We start from the raw sequence: 16,020 nt of genomic DNA, 5'->3' as shown, positions 1-16,020 counted from the left end.
GGAGGTGCGCAGGGCGCCTCGTCTACACCCTGTGGACAGAGCGCAGAGCGGTCGCTATGGCCGTGCCGAGCTCCCTGCCCACCGGTGGGGGCGTGGCGTGGCCGATCTGTCGGTACCGGGACGTCTTTCGGCCTGTGATCCGCCACTCCGGGGGAAACGACTGCAAGAGGGCTGCCTGGTCCACTGTGATCTTCACCATCTGCGCGGGGTCGTCCGAGCGTGGCCACACATACTCCGGCCCAGGCACTTCGTCCGCCAACGAGCCGGCGTTCACCCCCATGCGCGCCCAGGCCCGCTTCGTACCGGACGGGCCGAGGTCCGCACCACCACGGTTCTCCGAGCCCCCGACCAAGGTCGGAGCCACGGCCGATGCCTGGGCCGCCCACGCCTCGGCGTCACGCCAGCCCCGGGCCCTCATGGACGGCAGCAGCACCCGGCCCACGGTGACGGGCTCGTCCACCGTGGGCTCGGGCGGCGCGAAAGCGTCGGACCACGGTTCCTTGAGCGCCACGAGAACGCCCTGCCGGCGTTCCTGCGGCACCCCGAAGTCCGCCGCGTTGAGCACGAACCAGTGCAGCCGATAACCGAGATGGGTGAGTTCGGCCCGGACGAAATCGCGAATGCCGGCGTACGTCGGGGAGTCGACGAGCGCGGGCAGGTTCTCCAACAGCAGGGCGCGCGGCTGGATCGAGTGGACGAGATAGATCGTGGCGGTGAGCAGCCGAAGTTCTTGATCGCTGTCGGCGCGACCCACGGCTGCCGAGGCCTTCACGCGTGGCAGACCGGCCGACAGGAGATCGACGTCGAAGGTCTCCGGGTGCTCGTCCGGAAGGAAATCGATCAGGTCCCCACACACCACGTTCCACTGCGGCCTGTTGGCGAGCAGGGTCTCGCACGCCTGAGTTTTCTCGTCGAGGAGAAGGACGGGCGAGAAGCCCGCGCTCTCCAGCCCCGACGCCAACCCACCGGCGCCGGAGCACAGGTCGACGAAGCGAAGTCGATCACTCATCCGTCGCCTGCCCGCTCTTCCGGAGGCCGTGTTTCGGGGCGATGCGCTTCAGGCGCTCCCCGTCCACCGTCGCCCTTACGGTCGTGGCGACCTCGCCGGCCGGCACGTGCTCCCAGAAACGCAGGACCACCCATCCCTGGGCCTCCAGGTGCTCGGTCGTCTCTCTGTCCCGCGCCATGTTGCGGTCGAGCTTCTGTCGCCACCACTCGGCGTTCGCCTTCGGCTGCGTGGCGTGCTCGGGGCAGCCGTGCCAGAAGCAGCCGTCGATCAGCACGGCCACCTTGACAGAGGTGAAGGCGACATCGATCCGCCGTCGAGGCATTCCCGGCACGGGGAACTCGACGCGGTAGCGCAGGCCGGCTGCATGGAGCAGGCGACGGACCGCGAGCTCGGCGGCGGTGTCCTTGCTGGCCTGCCTGCTCATGCGGGCCGAGACGGCAGGGGAGGACGGGACGGCTTCGGTCACATCTGCATTCTGCCGGAGGTCCGGTGCGTCACTCCGCCCCGTGGCACTCCCCGTACGTCCGGACCGAGCCGCACCAGCAGTGCGCGCTCCGGGCCGGGGGCCAGGTCGTTGCTCGGGCTCGGGCTGCCAGGGTGGTGGCGTATTGGGGGAGGAGGTCGGCGTTGGAGGGTGGGGTGGATTCCGAGGCGGCGAAGGCTTCGTAGGAGGGGACCGTGGCGCGGACGATGCCCAGGTTCGGGGTGCCGGCCGCGGCCAGTTCGCGGAGGGACGCTTCGATGTCCGTCAGGTGGGCCCGGTACGTGGGGTACTCGGCTTCCAGTTCCGGGTAGGCCGCGAGCAGTTCGTCCAGTTCCGGTTCCGGCCAGTGGAGGACCGCCACCGGGAACGGGCGCGAGAGGGCCGTGCGGTACGTGCCCAGTTCCGAGCGGAGGCGGGTGATCTCCGCCTGGAGTTCCGCCGGGTCCGAGGAGCCCAGCGACCACAGGCGCTTCGGGTCGTGCAGTTCGTCCAGCGCCACCGTGCCCGTGTGCAGGCGGTCCGCCTGCTCGTCCCAGGCGTCGTGGTCCCGTGCCAGCATGCGGCGGATGCGGTGGCGGGTGGTGAGGAGCGATTGGGTTGCGTGGGGGAGTTCTTCCGGGCCCGTCAGGAGCGTCGCCGCTTCCGTCAGGGTCGACTCCGCCGCCTCCAGCTCGTCGTGTGCTTCCAGCGTTTCCGCTGTGATCTGCCAGGGCGCCGCGTCCGTGGGCTTCGCACGCCGCACGCCCTCGATGATCGCCCGCGCCTCCGCCTCGTGCCCGTACTCCCACAGGTTCGCCGCCTTCAGCGCCCTGATCAGGTGCGGGTTCGCCGGCTCCCCCGTGAGGAGCTCGTCGTACAGGGCCGTGGCGCCTGCGCGGTCTCCCGCCAGTTCCCGGTGGGCCGCGGCCTGGAGGTACAGCGGCTCCCGGTCTCCCGGGTACTGCGCTGCCGTGCGCAGCAGACGCTCGGCTTCGGTGGTGTGGGCGGCAGGCGTGTCGGGGCGCATGCCCTCCACCGTACTGCTGTACGGGCCTGGAGAGTTGGCGCCTCAGCGCTTATCGTGCCCCGCGTGCGGGCCAGGGTGCGGGAGCGGGTGCCGGTCGTCGTCCAGACGGGAGGACGATCTCGTACGAGCGCCCGCGCGCTGTGGCTGGCCGCCGAGACCGTCGTCACCTGCGGGGTTCTCGTCCTGCTTCTTGTCGTCCATCAGCTCTGGTGGACCAACCGGGAGGCCCGCGCCGAGGCCCTCGACCAGGTGCGCGTCCTGGAGCGGGAGTGGGACATCTCTCCCCCTGGCGCTGATGTCGTGCCTGGTGTGGATGCGGATGCTGTGCCCGATGTGTCGGCGGCTGTGCCCGATCCGGCTGATGCGCCTCTTGAAGTTGAGGCGTCGCCCTCTTCCTCGCCCGCCGTCGGCCGTCCCCGGACCACCCCCGCCCCCTCCTCCGCCTTCGCCGTTCTCCGTATTCCCCGGCTCGGGCTCACCGTCCCCGTCGCCGAAGGCGTCTCCAAGCGGTCCGTCCTCGACAAGGGGTACGCCGGGCACTACCCCGGCACCGCCGGGCCGGGGCGTGTCGGGAACTTCGCTCTCGCCGGGCATCGGAACACCCACGGCGAGCCCTTCCGGTACATCAACCGGCTCGGGCGAGGGGATCAGGTCCTCGTGCGTACGCGTGCGCGTACCTACGTCTACCGCGTCGACCTCGTGCTCTCCTCCACCTCTCCCCGCGATGTCGGGGTCATTCGCGCCGTGCCCCGGTCCCTCGTCAAGCCCTCCTACGGGTACGACGCCCCCGGCGCCTACCTCACCCTCACCACCTGCACCCCCGAGTTCAGCAGCACCTACCGGCTCGTCGTCTGGGCCAAGCTCGTCTCGACACGGGGCTAGCGACCGCCCGTTCCAGCTGTCCCGGGTGTCCCGGGCGTCCCCTCCGGGTGCTGGGACGGCGGAATCCCGTCTCCCTCCGGCAAGGATGCGATCCGGCCCGGCAGCGTCCTGATCACCACCGGGCGAACGTGGAGCCATCCGTCGAATCACAAGGAGTGACGACATGCGTCGTATCCGTACGATCACGCTGACCTCGGGCGCCCTCGCTCTGGCAGGTCTCGCCGCCACCTCCGTGGCCCTCGCCCCGGCCGCCTCGGCGTCGGCCCAGGGATGCATCGTCACCAGCATCACCACCGGCGGGTACGCCCAGCAGGGCACGATCGCCACCAAGGCGTCGAGCGGCTGTCTCGACCTCAATCTGACCTACTCGTACAACACCAACAGCCGCACGTTCGACTACTACGGCGGCCGCTACAGGAAGGCCGACGGGACCTGGGTCACCGGTTCCAAGGGCTACGTCCAGGCGTGGGACGGCTACCACAGCATCAACGACTCGACGATGACGCTGGTGACCGACCTCTCCGCGGGTACGCAGTTCAGCGTCGCCAGCTACCTGGACGGCGGCGACAACGTGCAGATCACCCACTGATCCGTCGGTCGTCGGTGAAGGGGTGGGTGCCATGGTGCTGATGAGGCGGGTCGTCGCCGCGGGTGTCGGCGTTTTCGGCGTTGTCGTCCTGTCGGCCGTTCTCGCTGCTTGTGGGGTCTCCGCGCCCCCTCCCTCCGTCCCTCCCCTTTCCCTTCCGGTGGGCGACGCGCGGCCGCCCGGTGTCCGGAAGGGAGTGCCGCAGGACATCACGGCCATGGTCCTGCCCGCCACCGGTGCCGACACCCGGCTGACCCGCGGGCTCGACGGCTTCGCGCAGACGCTCGGGCACGCGCGGCTCCGCGAGTGCGTCCAGCGGCAGGGGGTGGGCTTCCCGGACGTTCCCCCGCCCGCGTACATCGGCTGGTCCGACCTTCCCGACCTGGAGTTCATCGGGCGTCACGGCCTCACCCTGAACGTCCCGGTGCCGCAGGCCGGATCACCGGTTCCGGCCGGCCGGAACGATCCCGAGGCGCAGCGGCGCTGCGAGCGGGACGCCCGTGCCGTCGCCAAGGAGTTCAAGGACCTCTACGGCCCGCTCCAGTCGCAGTGGTGGCCCGAGGTCTCCGCGGTCCGTGACGACCCGCGGTCCCGCGAGGCCCTGCGGGGGCTCCCCGGCTGTCTCGGCCGGTACGGCATCCAGGTCGACGGCCAGGAGGGCTTCTTCGCCCTGGTCGACCGCACGGTCCAGGGCATCGCGGATGCGAGCGAGGCCGCCCGCGCCGACCGGAGGCTCGGGGCGGCGTACTCCGTGTGCATGGCCCCGGTGGCGGCCGTACGGGATCCCCTGCTCGGCAGCCGCCGGACGGCCTTCCAGGCTGCTCACGCCGACGAGATCGCCGCTCTGCGGCGGACGCTGCCTTCCCGCATCCGCGCGCTCGAGCGGCGCTACGGAGTCAGTTTCGCCCAGCCCGTACCCTGAACCCCGACCTTTCCAGTACGAGCGTGAGCACCCCGCCCGTCACTGCCAGGCCCGCCGACACCAGGAGTGCCGTGTCCGGGCCCGTCGTCACCAGGGCCAGCGTCAGGGCCACTCCCGCCGAGGAGCCGATGTAGCGGGCGGTGTTGTTGGCGCCCGAGCCCATCGCCGCCCGCTCCGGCGGTACGGAGTCGACTGCCAGCCGGGGCAGCGCCGCGTTCAGGAGGCCGCTGCCCGCGCCCGCCACCAGGAGGCCCGGGAGGAGGCGGGGCCAGGGGCCTTCGAGTCCGCCGAGCAGGGCGAGGACGCCCGCCGCCGACAGGGCGAAGCCCAGGGTCAGTTGGTACGCGGCGGAGAGCCGGCCCGCGAGGCGGCGGGCCTGCAGCGCCGCCACGAACGCCGTGCCCGACCAGAGGAGGAACAGCAGCGCCGAGCCCAGCGGTGACATCCCCGCCCCGCCCTGGAGCAGTGCCGGCACCACGCTGAACAGGCCGATCACCGCCAGGCCCGTGAACAGCGCCCCGAGCGTCGACGCCAGGAACGCCGGCCTCCGCAGCAGCGCCAGGTCGATCATGGGCTTGCGGCTCCGGTGCTCGACCGCGACGAAGAGGGCGATCAGGGCGGCGGCCGCGAGGAGCAGCAGGCCCACCGGGGGCCGCAGCCAGCCGTCCCTGCCCAGGGTCAGGGCCGTGAGCAGGGACGCCACCGCGAGGCCGAGGGTGAGTGCGCCCACGATGTCGGGGCGTGCCTCGGCGGCGGGAAGCTTTCCCTCCTTGGCCAGTGTCCGCGTTCCCGCCGCCCCCGTCACCAGCGCCGCCGCCCCCAGCGTCCCGTACGCCAGGCGCCAGTCGGCCAGGCTCAGCGCGCCCGCGAGGAGGGGGCCGAGGGCGATGCCGCCGCTGACGGACGCGCCCCAGATGCCGGTGGCCCTGATCCGGTCCCGGCCCGCCGGGTACGCGTGGGCGAGCAGGCCCAGGCTGCCCGCCAGGACGGCCGCGCTCGCCGCGCCCTGTGCGATGCGGGCCGCGGTGAAGGTGAGCGTCGAGCCGGCGAGGGCGCCGAGCGCGGTGGTGAGGCCGAGGGTGAGCGTGCCCAGGAGGAAGACCCGGCGCCGTCCGTGCGCGTCCGCGAGGCTGCCGGCCACCAGGAGCAGGACGGCGAGGCCGAGGGGGGTGCCGTTGAGCAGCCAGGCCTGCGCCGAGGCCGGGGTTCCGAAGGCGGCGGCCATGTCCGGGAGGGTCAGCATCGGGGCCGTGTAGTTCATCAGGGCCACCGCGGTGGCGGCGGCCGTGACGGCGAGGGTCGCCCGTGGCCGGCCGGTGACGGAGGGGGACCCGCGCCGGGGTGTGGTGGCGAGCTGGGGCATGGCAGGGACCTCCACCTGTCGGTTCGGTGAATGAACTCACGGTACCAGGTCGGTTCGCTCAATGAACCCGGGATTTGTACGATGGGTCCCATGGCTCTCGGCAAGGACTACGCCCAGCAGCAGTGCTCCATCGCCCGCGCCCTGGAGGTCATCGGCGAGCGCTGGACCCTGCTCGTCGTCCGCGACGCCTTCTACGGTGTGCGGCGCTACAACGACTTCCTCGTGCACCTCGGCGTCCCCCGCGCCGTCCTCGCCGCCCGCCTCCAGGCCCTCGTCGAGGCCGGCGTGCTCGACCGGCGGCGCTACCAGGAGTCGCCCCCGCGCGACGAGTACGTGCTCACCGAGCGCGGCCGCGCCCTCTGGCCCGTGCTGCGCGCGCTCGGCACCTGGGGCCGGGCCGAGGTCTCCGGAGCCGTACCGCTGCGCCACTTCCACCACGCCGACTGCGGCACCGAACTCGATCCGTACGACGTCTGCGCCTCGTGCGGTCTCGTCGTACCGCTCGCCGACATCGAGATGCGGCCCGGCGCCGGGCTCGACCCCGACCCCGCCGATCCCGTCAGCCGCGCCTTCCTCCGGCCCCGCCGCCTCCTCGTTCCCCTGGAGCACGCGAGTTCCTGAGCCGGTGACGCACGTCGCGGGAACTTCCGCGCCTCCCCGTGCGTCCTCACCCCGAGACCGCAGTGACGAGGAGGAGGTGACGGGATGACGATCAGGGCCCTGGTCCTGCGCTTCGTGGCGCCCCTGTTCTTCCTGCTCGCCCTCGCCGACCTGCTCCTCTCCGACGGCGCGAGCCTCTCCGCCGCCGTCGCCCTCGCCGCGACCGGCGTCGTCTGCGCCCTCATCGGAGCCCGTACGGCCCCGGCCGTGCCGCCCACCGCCGTCCGCACCGCCATACGCGACCGCGAGCGGCGCACCGCCTTCCTGCCCCAGCGCGACCCCGACGCCGCCGGGCGCCGCAGACCCCGCGCTCCCGGCCGTCCCCTCCCGACGGCCGCGTAGGGAGCCCGTACAGCACGTTCGAGCACCTCTCGCGGATCCGTCATGCCGAATTCCCGCATCCCCGGCACGACGAGACCCCACGGAGGGCTCCCTTGAACGTCTTCGCTTCCCTGGTCGAGCGGCTCGCCGACCTGCTCAAGCCGCTCTTCGCCACCACCGCCACGGCCGCCGCGATCGTCCTCTTCACCCTGCTCGTACGGCTCGCGATCCACCCGCTGTCCCGGGCCGCCGCCCGCGGCCAGAAGGCCCGCACCCGGCTCGCCCCGCAGCTCGCCGAGCTGCGCAAGAAGCACGCCAAGAACCCCGAGCGGCTCCAGAAGGCGATCATGGAGCTGCACGCGAAGGAGAAGGTCTCCCCGCTCGCCGGCTGCCTGCCGAGCCTGCTCCAGGCGCCCGCGTTCTTCCTGATGTTCCACCTCTTCTCCAGCGGGCGGATGACCGGGCACGCCCTCTTCGCCGCCCCGCTCGGCGACCACTACGCCGACGCCCTCGCCCACGGCGGCGTCTTCGGCCCGGCCGGGCTGGTCTACCTCGTGCTCTTCGCGATCGTCGGCTGCGTCGCCACGTACAACTACCTCCGGGCCAAGCGGCAGCCCGTCGCGGTCGCCGTCGAGCCCGGCCAGCCGGGTGCCGGAGTGGCCGCGGGCCTCGCCCGGTTCATGCCGCTGCTCTCGTTCGCGACCCTGATCTCGGTCGCCGTCGTGCCGCTGGCCGCCGCGCTCTACATCGTCACCAGCACCACCTGGACGGCCGTCGAGCGGGCCTTCCTCTACCGGGACATGCCTCAGGCGGCCCTGGTTACTCCCGCGTAAGGGTCCAGTGTGTGAACGGGGTCTTGCAGACTGACCTGTTCTCTTGGAGGATCGACCAATCCTCCGATGGCCGCACTCCATCGGCCGGGGCACCCTCAGGGCCCTTCCCGGGCCCACCTCGACCACAGGGAGAAGACCATGAAGCTGCTGCGTGTCGGGCCGCCGGGAGCCGAGCGTCCCGCCCTGCTCGACCAGGACGGAACGCTCCGCGACCTGTCCGCCCTCGTCGACGACATCGACGGCAGTCTGCTCGCCGACGCCTCCGCCCTCGACCGCATCCGCGGCGCGGCGGCCGCCGGCGTGCTGCCCGCGCTGGACGCCACGGGTCTGCGCATCGGCCCGCCGGTCGCCCGGATCGGCAAGGTCGTGTGCATCGGGCTGAACTACCACGGGCACGCCACCGAGACCGGTCAGGCCACCCCCGCCGAGCCCGTCGTCTTCCTCAAGGCCGCCGACACCGTCGTCGGCCCGGACGACACCGTGCTCGTACCGCGCGGCTCCGTGAAGACCGACTGGGAGGTGGAGCTCGCGATCGTCGTCGGCCGCACCGCCCGCTACCTGGAGACCGACGAGGAGGCCCTCGCGCACGTCGCCGGGTACGCGGTCGCCCACGACGTCTCGGAGCGCGAGTTCCAGATCGAGCGCGGCGGCACCTGGGACAAGGGCAAGAACTGCGAGACCTTCAACCCGCTCGGCCCCTGGCTCGTCACCGCCGACGAGGTGCCCGACCCGCAGGACCTCGGCCTGAGGCTGTGGGTCAACGGCGAGCTCAAGCAGGACGGCCACACCTCGGACCAGATCTTCCCGGTCGCGGAAGTCGTCCGGTACGTCAGCCGGTTCATGACGCTCTACCCGGGCGACATCATCAACACCGGTACGCCCGCGGGCGTGGCCATGGGGCAGCCGGAGCCCAAGCCGTACCTGCGCCCCGGTGACGTGGTCGAGCTGGAGGTCGAGGGCCTCGGCCGGCAGCGGCAGGAGCTCAAGGGCGCCTGAGCCGTACGGGCCTGACGCATGCGTACGAAAGGGGCGGCGTTCCGCGTGGAGCGTCGCCCTTTTCGTACTCTTTTTGCATATTGCCCGACATGGAGAAAATCGCACCGGAGCGGAGGCGCGAACGGCGTCGTCTCGCTCTCATCGCCGCGTCCACGGTCGGGGCCACCGCCCTCGTCGGCGCGCTCGCCGTCACCGGCCACGCCGACCCGCTGCCCGGTGACCTCGGCCCCTGCAAGCCGGGCAAGTGCCCCACGAAGTACCCCGACGACAACGGCAGCGGCACCGTCACCTACCGGGACGACAACATCAACGTCTTCGTCGGCGGCGACTTCCTCGTCCGCGAGGCCGCGGCCGAGGCCGAGGGCAAGGTCGTCGTCCTCGGCGACTTCGACCAGAAGAAGAAACCCGGCGTCTCCGGCGTCTACAACGTCGGCGTCGCCGGCGTCGGCTCACGCGTCCCGCCCGAGGACGGCACCGACTTCCTCACCGTCGGCAAGGACCTGACGGTCGCCGACCGGCAGAGACTCCTCGCCGAGGAGGGCGCGATCCACGGCGTCGTACGGTACGGGGGCACCCGCTCCGGCACGGTGAGCCCGGCCCCGGTCCACGACACCGCGGCCGCCGACCCGTACAAGGCGCTCCGCGGACAGCTCACCGACGCGAGCCGGTGCTACGCGTACGTGAACGGGGCGTCCCGCGCCCCCACCGGCACCGCCGTCAACAACAACACCGAGACGCTCTTCACGGGCGACGGCACCTCGGCGCTCCAGGTCTTCACCGTCGACTTCGACCTGGAGTCGACGACCGGCCGCCAGCAGGGCATCCGCTTCGCCGGGATTCCGGCCGGCGCGACGGTCCTCGTCAACGTCCTCGGCGCCCACCGCACCGTCGACTCGTACATCAACCAGCTGCCGGACGGCCTGCGCGAGCGGGTCCTGTGGAACTTCCCCGACGCCACGAAGGTGAAGTTCGAGGGCACGGCCCAGTTCGCGGGCAGCGTGCTCATCGGCAACCCGGCCAGTACGACCACGGTGACGATGCCCGGCATGAACGGCCGCTTCTTCACCACCGGCGACCTGACCCATGCGTCGGAGGTCGACGGAGGCGGGGGACAGGAGTTCCACGCCTACCCGTTCAACGGTGACCTGCCGTCGTGCACGGACCCGACGCCGACCCCGACCCCGACGGACCCGACCCCGACCCCGACGGACCCGACTCCCACCCCGACGGACCCGACGCCGACCCCCACGGACCCGACCCCGACGCCCACGGACCCGACCCCGACGCCGACCGATCCGACGCCGACCCCGACGGATCCGACTCCCACGCCGACCGACCCGACGCCGACCCCGACGGAACCCACCCACCCCCCCCCCCACGCCCACCCCCACCGACCACACGAGCGGCGGCTGGGCGAGCGGTGGGTCGGACAGCGGTGGCTGGACCAGTGGCGGTTCGGCCGACGGTGGCGGTGACTCCGGTGGTCACGGCGATTCCGGCGGCAACCACGGCCCCCACGGTCCCGACGGCCCCGACGGCGAACTCCCCGACACCGGCGCCGGCACCGGGAAGATCGTCATGGGTGCCGGCGCGGTCGCCCTCTCCCTCGGGGGTGGCGCGTTGGTGTTCCTCAGCCGTCGTCGGAGGGGTGGGGTGAGCTGAGCGGCTGTTACAGGGAGACCGAGCGGCCCTCGCGGGCCGAGGTCCGAGCCGCCTCCAGGACGTCGAGGGCGGCGGCCGCCTCGTGCGCGGTGACCGGGTTCGCGCCGGTGCCGCGCACCGCGGCGGCGACGGCCGCGTAGTACGCCGGGTAGTCGCCGGGCAGGGACTCCACCGGGATGCCGCCGCCCGTCAGCGGCGACTCCCCGGCCCCGATCCGGCCCCAGAGCCCCTCGGGCTCGGCGCCCCAGACCGTGCCGTGCCCCGGCCGCAGGCCCGCGCGGAGGTCGGCCTCCTGCGGGTCGAGCCCGTACTTCACGAAGCCCGCGCGCTGCCCGAGCACCCGGAAGCGGGGGCCGAGCTGGGCGGTGGTGGCGCTCACGTACAGATGGGAGCGGACCCCGTTCGCATGGGTGAGAGCGAGGAACGTGTCGTCGTCGGCCTCGGCGCCCGGCCGCCGCACGTCCGACTCGGCGTACACCGAGACCACCGGACCGAAGAGCACGAGGGCCTGGTCGACGACGTGGCTGCCCAGGTCGTACAGGAGCCCGCCGATCTCCTCGGGCGCACCGGACTCGCGCCAGCCGCCCTTGAGCTGCGGCCGCCACCGCTCGAAGCGGGACTCGAAACGCTGGACCTCGCCGAGCGCACCCTCGTCGAGGATCCGGCGCAGGGTGCGGAAGTCGCTGTCCCAGCGGCGGTTCTGGAAGACCGAGAGCAGCAGGCCGCGCTCATCGGCGAGCGTGGCGAGCGCGCGGGCCTCGGCGGCGGTCCCGGCGAGCGGCTTGTCGACGACGACCGGGAGGCCGGCCTCCAGGGCAGCCGTGGCGACGGCGACGTGCGTCTTGTTGGGGGAGGCGACGACGACCAGGTCCAGTTCCTCCGCGCCCTGCTCCCACAGCTCCTCGGGGCGGGCGGCGACCCGGACGCCGGGGTGGGCGGCGCGGGCCTCGGCGGCCCGCTCGGGGTTGCCGGTGGTGACGGCGGCGAGGACGAGGTCCTCGGAGGCGGCGATCAGCGGGGCGTGGAAGACGGAGCCCGCGAGGCCGTAGCCGACGAGTCCGACGCGGAGGGGGGTCATGGAGCCACTTAAGCAACGCGGTTGCCAAAGTGCAAGCGACGACGACAATGGGGGAGTGAGGAATGAGAACGTGCAAGTGACGGCTGTGCGCAGCCACAACGCGGCGCTGGTGCTCGACCTGCTGCGCACGGCGGGGGAGGCCGGGATCAGCCGCCTGGAGCTGGCCGAGCGGACCGGGCTCACCCCGCAGGCCGTCAGCAAGATCACCGCGCGGCTCCGGTCGGAGGGCCTCGCCGCGGAGGCCGGCCACCGCGCCTCGACCGGCGGCAAGCCCCGCACGGTCCTGCGCCTGGTGCCCTCCGCCGCGCACGCCGTCGGCGTCCACCTCGACCGGGACGAGCTGACAGCCCTCCTGACCGACCTCGCGGGCGAGGTCCGGGCGGTCCGCCGCCGCCCCGTGGACCTGGGCGCGGGGGCGGGCCCGGTCCTGGACGCGGTGACCGAGGAGGTACGAGCGCTGCTCGGCGCGGCCCCCTCCGAGGGGACCGTCCTCGGTGCCGGCGTCGCCATGCCCGGCCCCCTCGACCACCGGGCCGGGGTCCCCGGCCGCGTCACCGGCTTCCCCGAGTGGGCCGGGCATCCCGTACGGGACGAGCTGGCCGGGCGCCTCGGACTGCCCGTCGTCCTCGACAAGGACACCAACGCCGCCGCGCTGGGCCTCGCCCTGCGCCCCGCGGCCCCCGGCTCCTTCGCCTACGTCCACCTCGGTACGGGGCTCGGCACCGGCCTCGTCCTCGGCGGCGCGCCCCTGCGCGGGGACAGGACCGGGGCGGGCGAGCTCGGCCACCAGACCGTCCAGCTCGACGGACCGCCGTGCGGCTGCGGCGGGCGCGGCTGCCTGGAGGTCCTGTGCCTGGCGGCCGTCGCGCGCGGCGAACTCGCCGAGGCCGCGCGGATCCTGGGCACGGGCGCGGCCAACCTCGTCCGGCTCCTCGACATCGACCAGGTCCTCCTGGGCGGCCGGGTGGTGCTCGCCGCGCCGGAGGTCTTCGCGGAGGGGGTACGGAAGGTGCTGGGCGGCCTCGGCCTGACGGCCCCGGTGGGCCTCGCGACGGGGCGGGATGCGGTGGCGGAGGGCGCGGCGTGGCTGACGCTGGCGCCGGTCTTCGGGAAGTAGCCCGCGCCGGCCCTCGGGATGTGAGCCGACAAACCGCTCTTCCGATCATCGGAAAGTAGGCCGATCAGGCGGATCTGCCCGCCCCAACGGGCGTCCTCCCGGTGTCGCTGCCCCACCCGCTCCCTCCCGCGTGGCAGCGTCGCCGCCGTCCCCATGTCTGCGAGCAGCAAAGGCCCCTCCCATGGCCCCCGCCCCCCTGCGCCTGTGCGGCGTTCGCACCGCCACCGTGGCCGCCGCGACCGTGGCAGCCGCCGCGGCGGCCACGGTCGCCATCGCCGCCCCGGCTCCCGCCGCCCCCGCCCCCGACCCCCCCCCCCTCCTGTGGGACCCCCGCCGACGGCGGCTTCCCGCTGGACACCCGGATCCACGGCGGTCCGGCCGACTATCCGGCGGGCGGACCGTTCCAGACCTGGAAGCTCGACCTCACCAACACCACGGACTCCCCCTGCTCGGGCATCCACCCGGTGCTCGTCCTCACCGACCGGGACCGGGCCCTGCGCCCGGAGCAGATCCGGTTCGAGTTCTACGACGCCGGGTCGGCGCGCTGGCACCCGGTGGTCTTCGAGGTGACCGACGAGGCCGAGAACGTGGGCGCGTTCACCGGCTTCGGCGGCTTCGCGGTGCCCGCGGGCCGGACCCTCACCGTCCCCGTACGCCTGACGTTCGAGGCGGAGACGGCACCCGACGAGGTCGTCGTCAACGCGGCCGTCGTGCAGCGCCAGGGCGAGGACGGCGACTGGGTCGGCGAGTCCGGCGACTACCGCCTGACCGTGGGCCCCGCCGCGCCCGGCACTCCCACCGCACCTGACACACCCGCCCCTTCCGACCCCTCCGCGCCCCCCGCGAAGACGGCTCGCCCGCCGGCTCCGACCGCACCCGCCACCGGGAGCGACGAGGACCCCGCCGATACCGAACTGGCCAGCACGGGGCGGGAGTCGGAGACGTACGAACGGGTCCTCGCCGTACTCTCCGCGGGCCTCGTCCTGCTCGGCGCCCTCCTCCTCCGGGCCGCCCGACGCCGCCGGCACCGCTGAGTCATGCGCCGTACACCTTTCCGTTCATCACCGTCTGCGATCATCCCCGGATGAACTACCAGACCACCCCCGGCGCCCCCGTTCGCTCCGGCGTCCCCGAGCACGGCCGCGTCCCCAAGTACTACGCCGTCAAGGCGAAGATCGCCGTGATGGTCGACGAGTTGGGGGAGGGCGGGCTGCTGCCCACCGAGCGTGATCTCGCCGTCCGGTACGAGGTGTCCCGCGAGACCGTCCGGCAGGCCCTGCGGGAACTCCTCCTGGAGGGACGGCTGCGCCGCCAGGGCCGGGGCACGGTCGTCGCGGGCCCCAAGCTGGAGCAGCCCCTCTCGCTCGCCAGCTACACGGAGGGCGTGCGCCGCCAGGGTCTCCGTCCCGGCCGCAGCCTGATCTCGCTCGACCGCTTCCCCTGCCCGGAGGCGCTCGCCCCCGAGGTCGGCGTCGAACGCGGAGAGCCCGTCTGGCACATGGAGCGCGTGCTCCTCGCCGACGACGAGCGGGTCGGCCTGGAGAGCACGTACGTCTCCGAGGCCCGCGCCCCGCGTCTGGACACCGAGTTCGACCCGGACTCCTCCTTCTACGCCTACCTCCACGACCGGCTCGGCATCTCGTTCGGCGACGCGGACGAGCGCATCGAGACCGTCCTCGCCACGCCGCGCGAGGCCCTGCTCATCGGTACGCCGCCGGCGCTGCCGATGCTGCTGCTCCACCGCGTCTCCCGGGACACCTCGGGGCTGCCCCTGGAGCGGGTCCGCACGCTCTACCGGGGGGACAGGTTCAGCTTCACGACCCATCTGGGGCAGCAGGGCTGACGGCCCGGCGCCGGGATCGAACCCGGTAAGATAACAGAATGATAACGGGTCTGGTCCAAGTTTGTCGGTCCGTTCACCGTCCCGTCGCCCGCCGGATCCGTCCGGTCCACCCGATCCCGCGACCGTCGTCGGCATGAAGGTGATTGTCGTAGGAGCCGGCGTCGTGGGAACCATGCACGCCTGGCACGCAGTGGAACGCGGCCACGAGGTCGTACACATCGAGCGCGAGGCCGAGGCACGCGGGGCATCGCTCCGCAACTTCGGCCAGATCTGGGTGAGCGGACGGGCCGGCGGCGAGGAGCTCGACACCGCCCTGCGCGCCCGTGAACTCTGGGAGGGCATCGGCGCCCGCGTCCCCGGCCTCGGCTTCCGGGCCATCGGCTCCCTCACCCCCGTGCGGAACGAGCTTGAACTCGCCGTCGCCGAGGCCGCCGTGGCCCGCCCCGACGCCGCCGCCCGCGGCTACAAGCTGCTCACGGCCGCCGAGGCCCGCACGGTCAACCCGGCCCTGCGCGGAGCGTTCGAGGCCGCCCTGTGGTGCGAGCGGGACGCGGCCGTCGAACCGCGCCTCGCCCAGCTCGCCCTCCGCGAGGCCCTCCTCGCCACCGGGAAGTACACCTTCCTGCCGAACCGCGAGGTCCGGGACGTCGTCGGCGAGAACGGGGTCCGCGACGACCGCGGCGAGGTCCACACCGGCGACGCCGTCGTCCTGTGCACCGGCGCCTGGCTCTCCGGCCTCGTCCGCGAGGTCGCCGGCGAGATACCCGTCCGCCGCGTCCGGCTCCAGATGATGCAGACCGCACCGCTCGGCGAGCCCCTCACCACCTCCGTCGCCGACGCCGACTCCTTCCGCTACTACCCGGCGTACGCGTCCCCCGCCCTCGACGCCCTCAACGAGAACCAGGCGCAGGACCCGACCGCCGCCGCCCACAAGATGCAGCTGCTCATGGTGCAGCGTCTCGACGGCGGACTGACCATCGGCGACACCCACGAGTACGAGCACCCCTTCGCCTTCGACACCCTCGAAGACCCCTACGAGCACCTCGTCCGCGTCGTCGAGTCCTTCCTCGGCCGCCCGCTGCCGAAGATCCGGCGCCGCTGGGCCGGGGTGTACGCGCAGTGCGTCGACACCAGCCGGGTCGTGCACCGCCAGCGGGTCCGCGACGGCGTGTGGCTGGTGACCGGACCCGGCGGCCGCGGCATGACCTGCTCGCCCGCCATCGCCGAGAAGACCGCGAACGAACTGGGCTGGTGAACA

General features: G+C 73.0%; 18 protein-coding genes. 13 read left to right on the top strand and 5 right to left on the bottom strand.

Annotated features, from left to right (window positions below; genetic code table 11):
• Nucleotides 1-22: 22 nt before the first annotated feature.
• The 3 genes from AB5J54_RS15145 to AB5J54_RS15135 all read right to left on the bottom strand — a co-directional run bounded on the left by AB5J54_RS15145 (nt 23) and on the right by AB5J54_RS15135 (nt 2,499).
• On the bottom strand, nt 23-1,009 hold the full coding sequence (locus AB5J54_RS15145; protein WP_369144448.1) for a DNA cytosine methyltransferase: 987 nt from the start codon (nt 1,007-1,009) through the stop codon (nt 23-25).
• Entirely contained in the window at nt 1,002-1,433 is a 432-nt protein-coding gene (locus AB5J54_RS15140) for a very short patch repair endonuclease (protein ID WP_369149335.1), read from the bottom strand. The genes AB5J54_RS15145 and AB5J54_RS15140 overlap by 8 nt, the downstream gene beginning before the upstream one ends.
• 70 nt (nt 1,434-1,503) lie before the next feature.
• Nucleotides 1,504-2,499 (bottom strand): tetratricopeptide repeat protein, encoded by a 996-nt coding sequence (locus AB5J54_RS15135; RefSeq protein WP_369144447.1) that lies wholly within the window; start codon nt 2,497-2,499, stop codon nt 1,504-1,506.
• Nucleotides 2,500-2,562: 63 nt separating this feature from the next.
• On the opposite strand from AB5J54_RS15135, the gene AB5J54_RS15130 reads away from it, so the two are divergent.
• From AB5J54_RS15130 to AB5J54_RS15120, 3 genes are all read left to right on the top strand, one after another.
• Nucleotides 2,563-3,381, top strand: a complete 819-nt coding sequence (locus AB5J54_RS15130) for a class E sortase (RefSeq protein WP_369144446.1) — start codon at nt 2,563-2,565, stop codon at nt 3,379-3,381.
• A gap of 163 nt (nt 3,382-3,544) precedes the next feature.
• Nucleotides 3,545-3,970, top strand: coding sequence for a hypothetical protein (locus tag AB5J54_RS15125; RefSeq protein ID WP_369144444.1), 426 nt, complete (start codon nt 3,545-3,547; stop codon nt 3,968-3,970).
• 193 nt (nt 3,971-4,163) lie between these two features.
• Complete coding sequence (locus AB5J54_RS15120) at nt 4,164-4,889, top strand: hypothetical protein (RefSeq protein WP_369144443.1); 726 nt, start codon at nt 4,164-4,166, stop codon at nt 4,887-4,889.
• Here the strand turns inward: AB5J54_RS15120 and AB5J54_RS15115 are convergent.
• Nucleotides 4,864-6,252, bottom strand: a complete 1,389-nt coding sequence (locus tag AB5J54_RS15115) for an MFS transporter (protein WP_369144442.1) — start codon at nt 6,250-6,252, stop codon at nt 4,864-4,866. The genes AB5J54_RS15120 and AB5J54_RS15115 overlap by 26 nt on opposite strands.
• A gap of 81 nt (nt 6,253-6,333) precedes the next feature.
• Here AB5J54_RS15115 and AB5J54_RS15110 point away from each other — a divergent pair, with 81 nt between their 5' ends.
• From AB5J54_RS15110 to AB5J54_RS15085, 6 genes are all read left to right on the top strand, one after another.
• Complete coding sequence (locus AB5J54_RS15110) at nt 6,334-6,873, top strand: winged helix-turn-helix transcriptional regulator (RefSeq protein ID WP_369144441.1); 540 nt, start codon at nt 6,334-6,336, stop codon at nt 6,871-6,873.
• An 84-nt stretch (nt 6,874-6,957) separates the two neighbouring features.
• Nucleotides 6,958-7,254, top strand: a complete 297-nt coding sequence (locus AB5J54_RS15105) for a DUF6412 domain-containing protein (RefSeq protein ID WP_369144440.1) — start codon at nt 6,958-6,960, stop codon at nt 7,252-7,254.
• A 92-nt stretch (nt 7,255-7,346) separates the two neighbouring features.
• Nucleotides 7,347-8,066: a YidC/Oxa1 family membrane protein insertase gene (locus AB5J54_RS15100; RefSeq protein ID WP_369144439.1), complete on the top strand. Its 720-nt coding sequence runs from the start codon at nt 7,347-7,349 to the stop codon at nt 8,064-8,066.
• 138 nt (nt 8,067-8,204) lie between these two features.
• Entirely contained in the window at nt 8,205-9,062 is an 858-nt protein-coding gene (locus AB5J54_RS15095) for a fumarylacetoacetate hydrolase family protein (RefSeq protein WP_369144438.1), read from the top strand.
• Nucleotides 9,063-9,151: 89 nt separating this feature from the next.
• Entirely contained in the window at nt 9,152-10,537 is a 1,386-nt protein-coding gene (locus AB5J54_RS15090) for a choice-of-anchor A family protein (RefSeq protein ID WP_369144437.1), read from the top strand.
• Between the two features lie 103 nt (nt 10,538-10,640).
• Nucleotides 10,641-10,724, top strand: a complete 84-nt coding sequence (locus AB5J54_RS15085) for a hypothetical protein (protein WP_369149334.1) — start codon at nt 10,641-10,643, stop codon at nt 10,722-10,724.
• 7 nt (nt 10,725-10,731) lie between these two features.
• On the opposite strand, the gene AB5J54_RS15080 is transcribed toward AB5J54_RS15085, so the two are convergent.
• Nucleotides 10,732-11,802, bottom strand: a complete 1,071-nt coding sequence (locus AB5J54_RS15080) for a Gfo/Idh/MocA family oxidoreductase (protein WP_369144436.1) — start codon at nt 11,800-11,802, stop codon at nt 10,732-10,734.
• Nucleotides 11,803-11,872: 70 nt separating this feature from the next.
• Between AB5J54_RS15080 and AB5J54_RS15075 the strand changes: the two genes are divergently transcribed.
• From AB5J54_RS15075 to AB5J54_RS15060, 4 genes are all read left to right on the top strand, one after another.
• The gene (locus tag AB5J54_RS15075) at nt 11,873-12,919 is read left to right on the top strand and encodes an ROK family protein (protein ID WP_369144435.1); all 1,047 of its coding nucleotides are present in this window, start codon (nt 11,873-11,875) and stop codon (nt 12,917-12,919) included.
• 464 nt (nt 12,920-13,383) lie between these two features.
• The gene (locus AB5J54_RS15070) at nt 13,384-13,953 is read left to right on the top strand and encodes a hypothetical protein (RefSeq protein WP_369144434.1); all 570 of its coding nucleotides are present in this window, start codon (nt 13,384-13,386) and stop codon (nt 13,951-13,953) included.
• 50 nt (nt 13,954-14,003) lie between these two features.
• Complete coding sequence (locus AB5J54_RS15065; RefSeq protein ID WP_369144433.1) at nt 14,004-14,762, top strand: GntR family transcriptional regulator; 759 nt, start codon at nt 14,004-14,006, stop codon at nt 14,760-14,762.
• Nucleotides 14,763-14,895: 133 nt separating this feature from the next.
• On the top strand, nt 14,896-16,017 hold the full coding sequence (locus AB5J54_RS15060) for a TIGR03364 family FAD-dependent oxidoreductase (protein WP_369144432.1): 1,122 nt from the start codon (nt 14,896-14,898) through the stop codon (nt 16,015-16,017).
• Nucleotides 16,018-16,020 lie beyond the last annotated feature (3 nt).

It is taken from the genome of Streptomyces sp. R44 (genome assembly GCF_041053105.1).
Classification (GTDB): Bacteria; Actinomycetota; Actinomycetes; order Streptomycetales; family Streptomycetaceae; genus Streptomyces.
The sequence above is the reverse complement of the archived record's forward strand: the minus strand, read 5'-3'. Positions and strand labels throughout refer to the sequence as shown.

Coding starts and splice junctions, on each gene's coding strand:
- AB5J54_RS15080 (WP_369144436.1), bottom strand. CDS start 11,802: ATGACCCCCCTCCGCGTCGGACTCGTCGGCTACGGCCTCGCGGGCTCC.
- AB5J54_RS15105 (WP_369144440.1), top strand. CDS start 6,958: ATGACGATCAGGGCCCTGGTCCTGCGCTTCGTGGCGCCCCTGTTCTTC.
- AB5J54_RS15090 (WP_369144437.1), top strand. CDS start 9,152: ATGGAGAAAATCGCACCGGAGCGGAGGCGCGAACGGCGTCGTCTCGCT.
- AB5J54_RS15115 (WP_369144442.1), bottom strand. CDS start 6,252: ATGCCCCAGCTCGCCACCACACCCCGGCGCGGGTCCCCCTCCGTCACC.
- AB5J54_RS15060 (WP_369144432.1), top strand. CDS start 14,896: ATGAAGGTGATTGTCGTAGGAGCCGGCGTCGTGGGAACCATGCACGCC.
- AB5J54_RS15095 (WP_369144438.1), top strand. CDS start 8,205: ATGAAGCTGCTGCGTGTCGGGCCGCCGGGAGCCGAGCGTCCCGCCCTG.
- AB5J54_RS15140 (WP_369149335.1), bottom strand. CDS start 1,433: ATGAGCAGGCAGGCCAGCAAGGACACCGCCGCCGAGCTCGCGGTCCGT.
- AB5J54_RS15125 (WP_369144444.1), top strand. CDS start 3,545: ATGCGTCGTATCCGTACGATCACGCTGACCTCGGGCGCCCTCGCTCTG.
- AB5J54_RS15110 (WP_369144441.1), top strand. CDS start 6,334: ATGGGTCCCATGGCTCTCGGCAAGGACTACGCCCAGCAGCAGTGCTCC.
- AB5J54_RS15085 (WP_369149334.1), top strand. CDS start 10,641: ATGGGTGCCGGCGCGGTCGCCCTCTCCCTCGGGGGTGGCGCGTTGGTG.
- AB5J54_RS15065 (WP_369144433.1), top strand. CDS start 14,004: ATGAACTACCAGACCACCCCCGGCGCCCCCGTTCGCTCCGGCGTCCCC.
- AB5J54_RS15135 (WP_369144447.1), bottom strand. CDS start 2,499: ATGCGCCCCGACACGCCTGCCGCCCACACCACCGAAGCCGAGCGTCTG.
- AB5J54_RS15145 (WP_369144448.1), bottom strand. CDS start 1,009: ATGAGTGATCGACTTCGCTTCGTCGACCTGTGCTCCGGCGCCGGTGGG.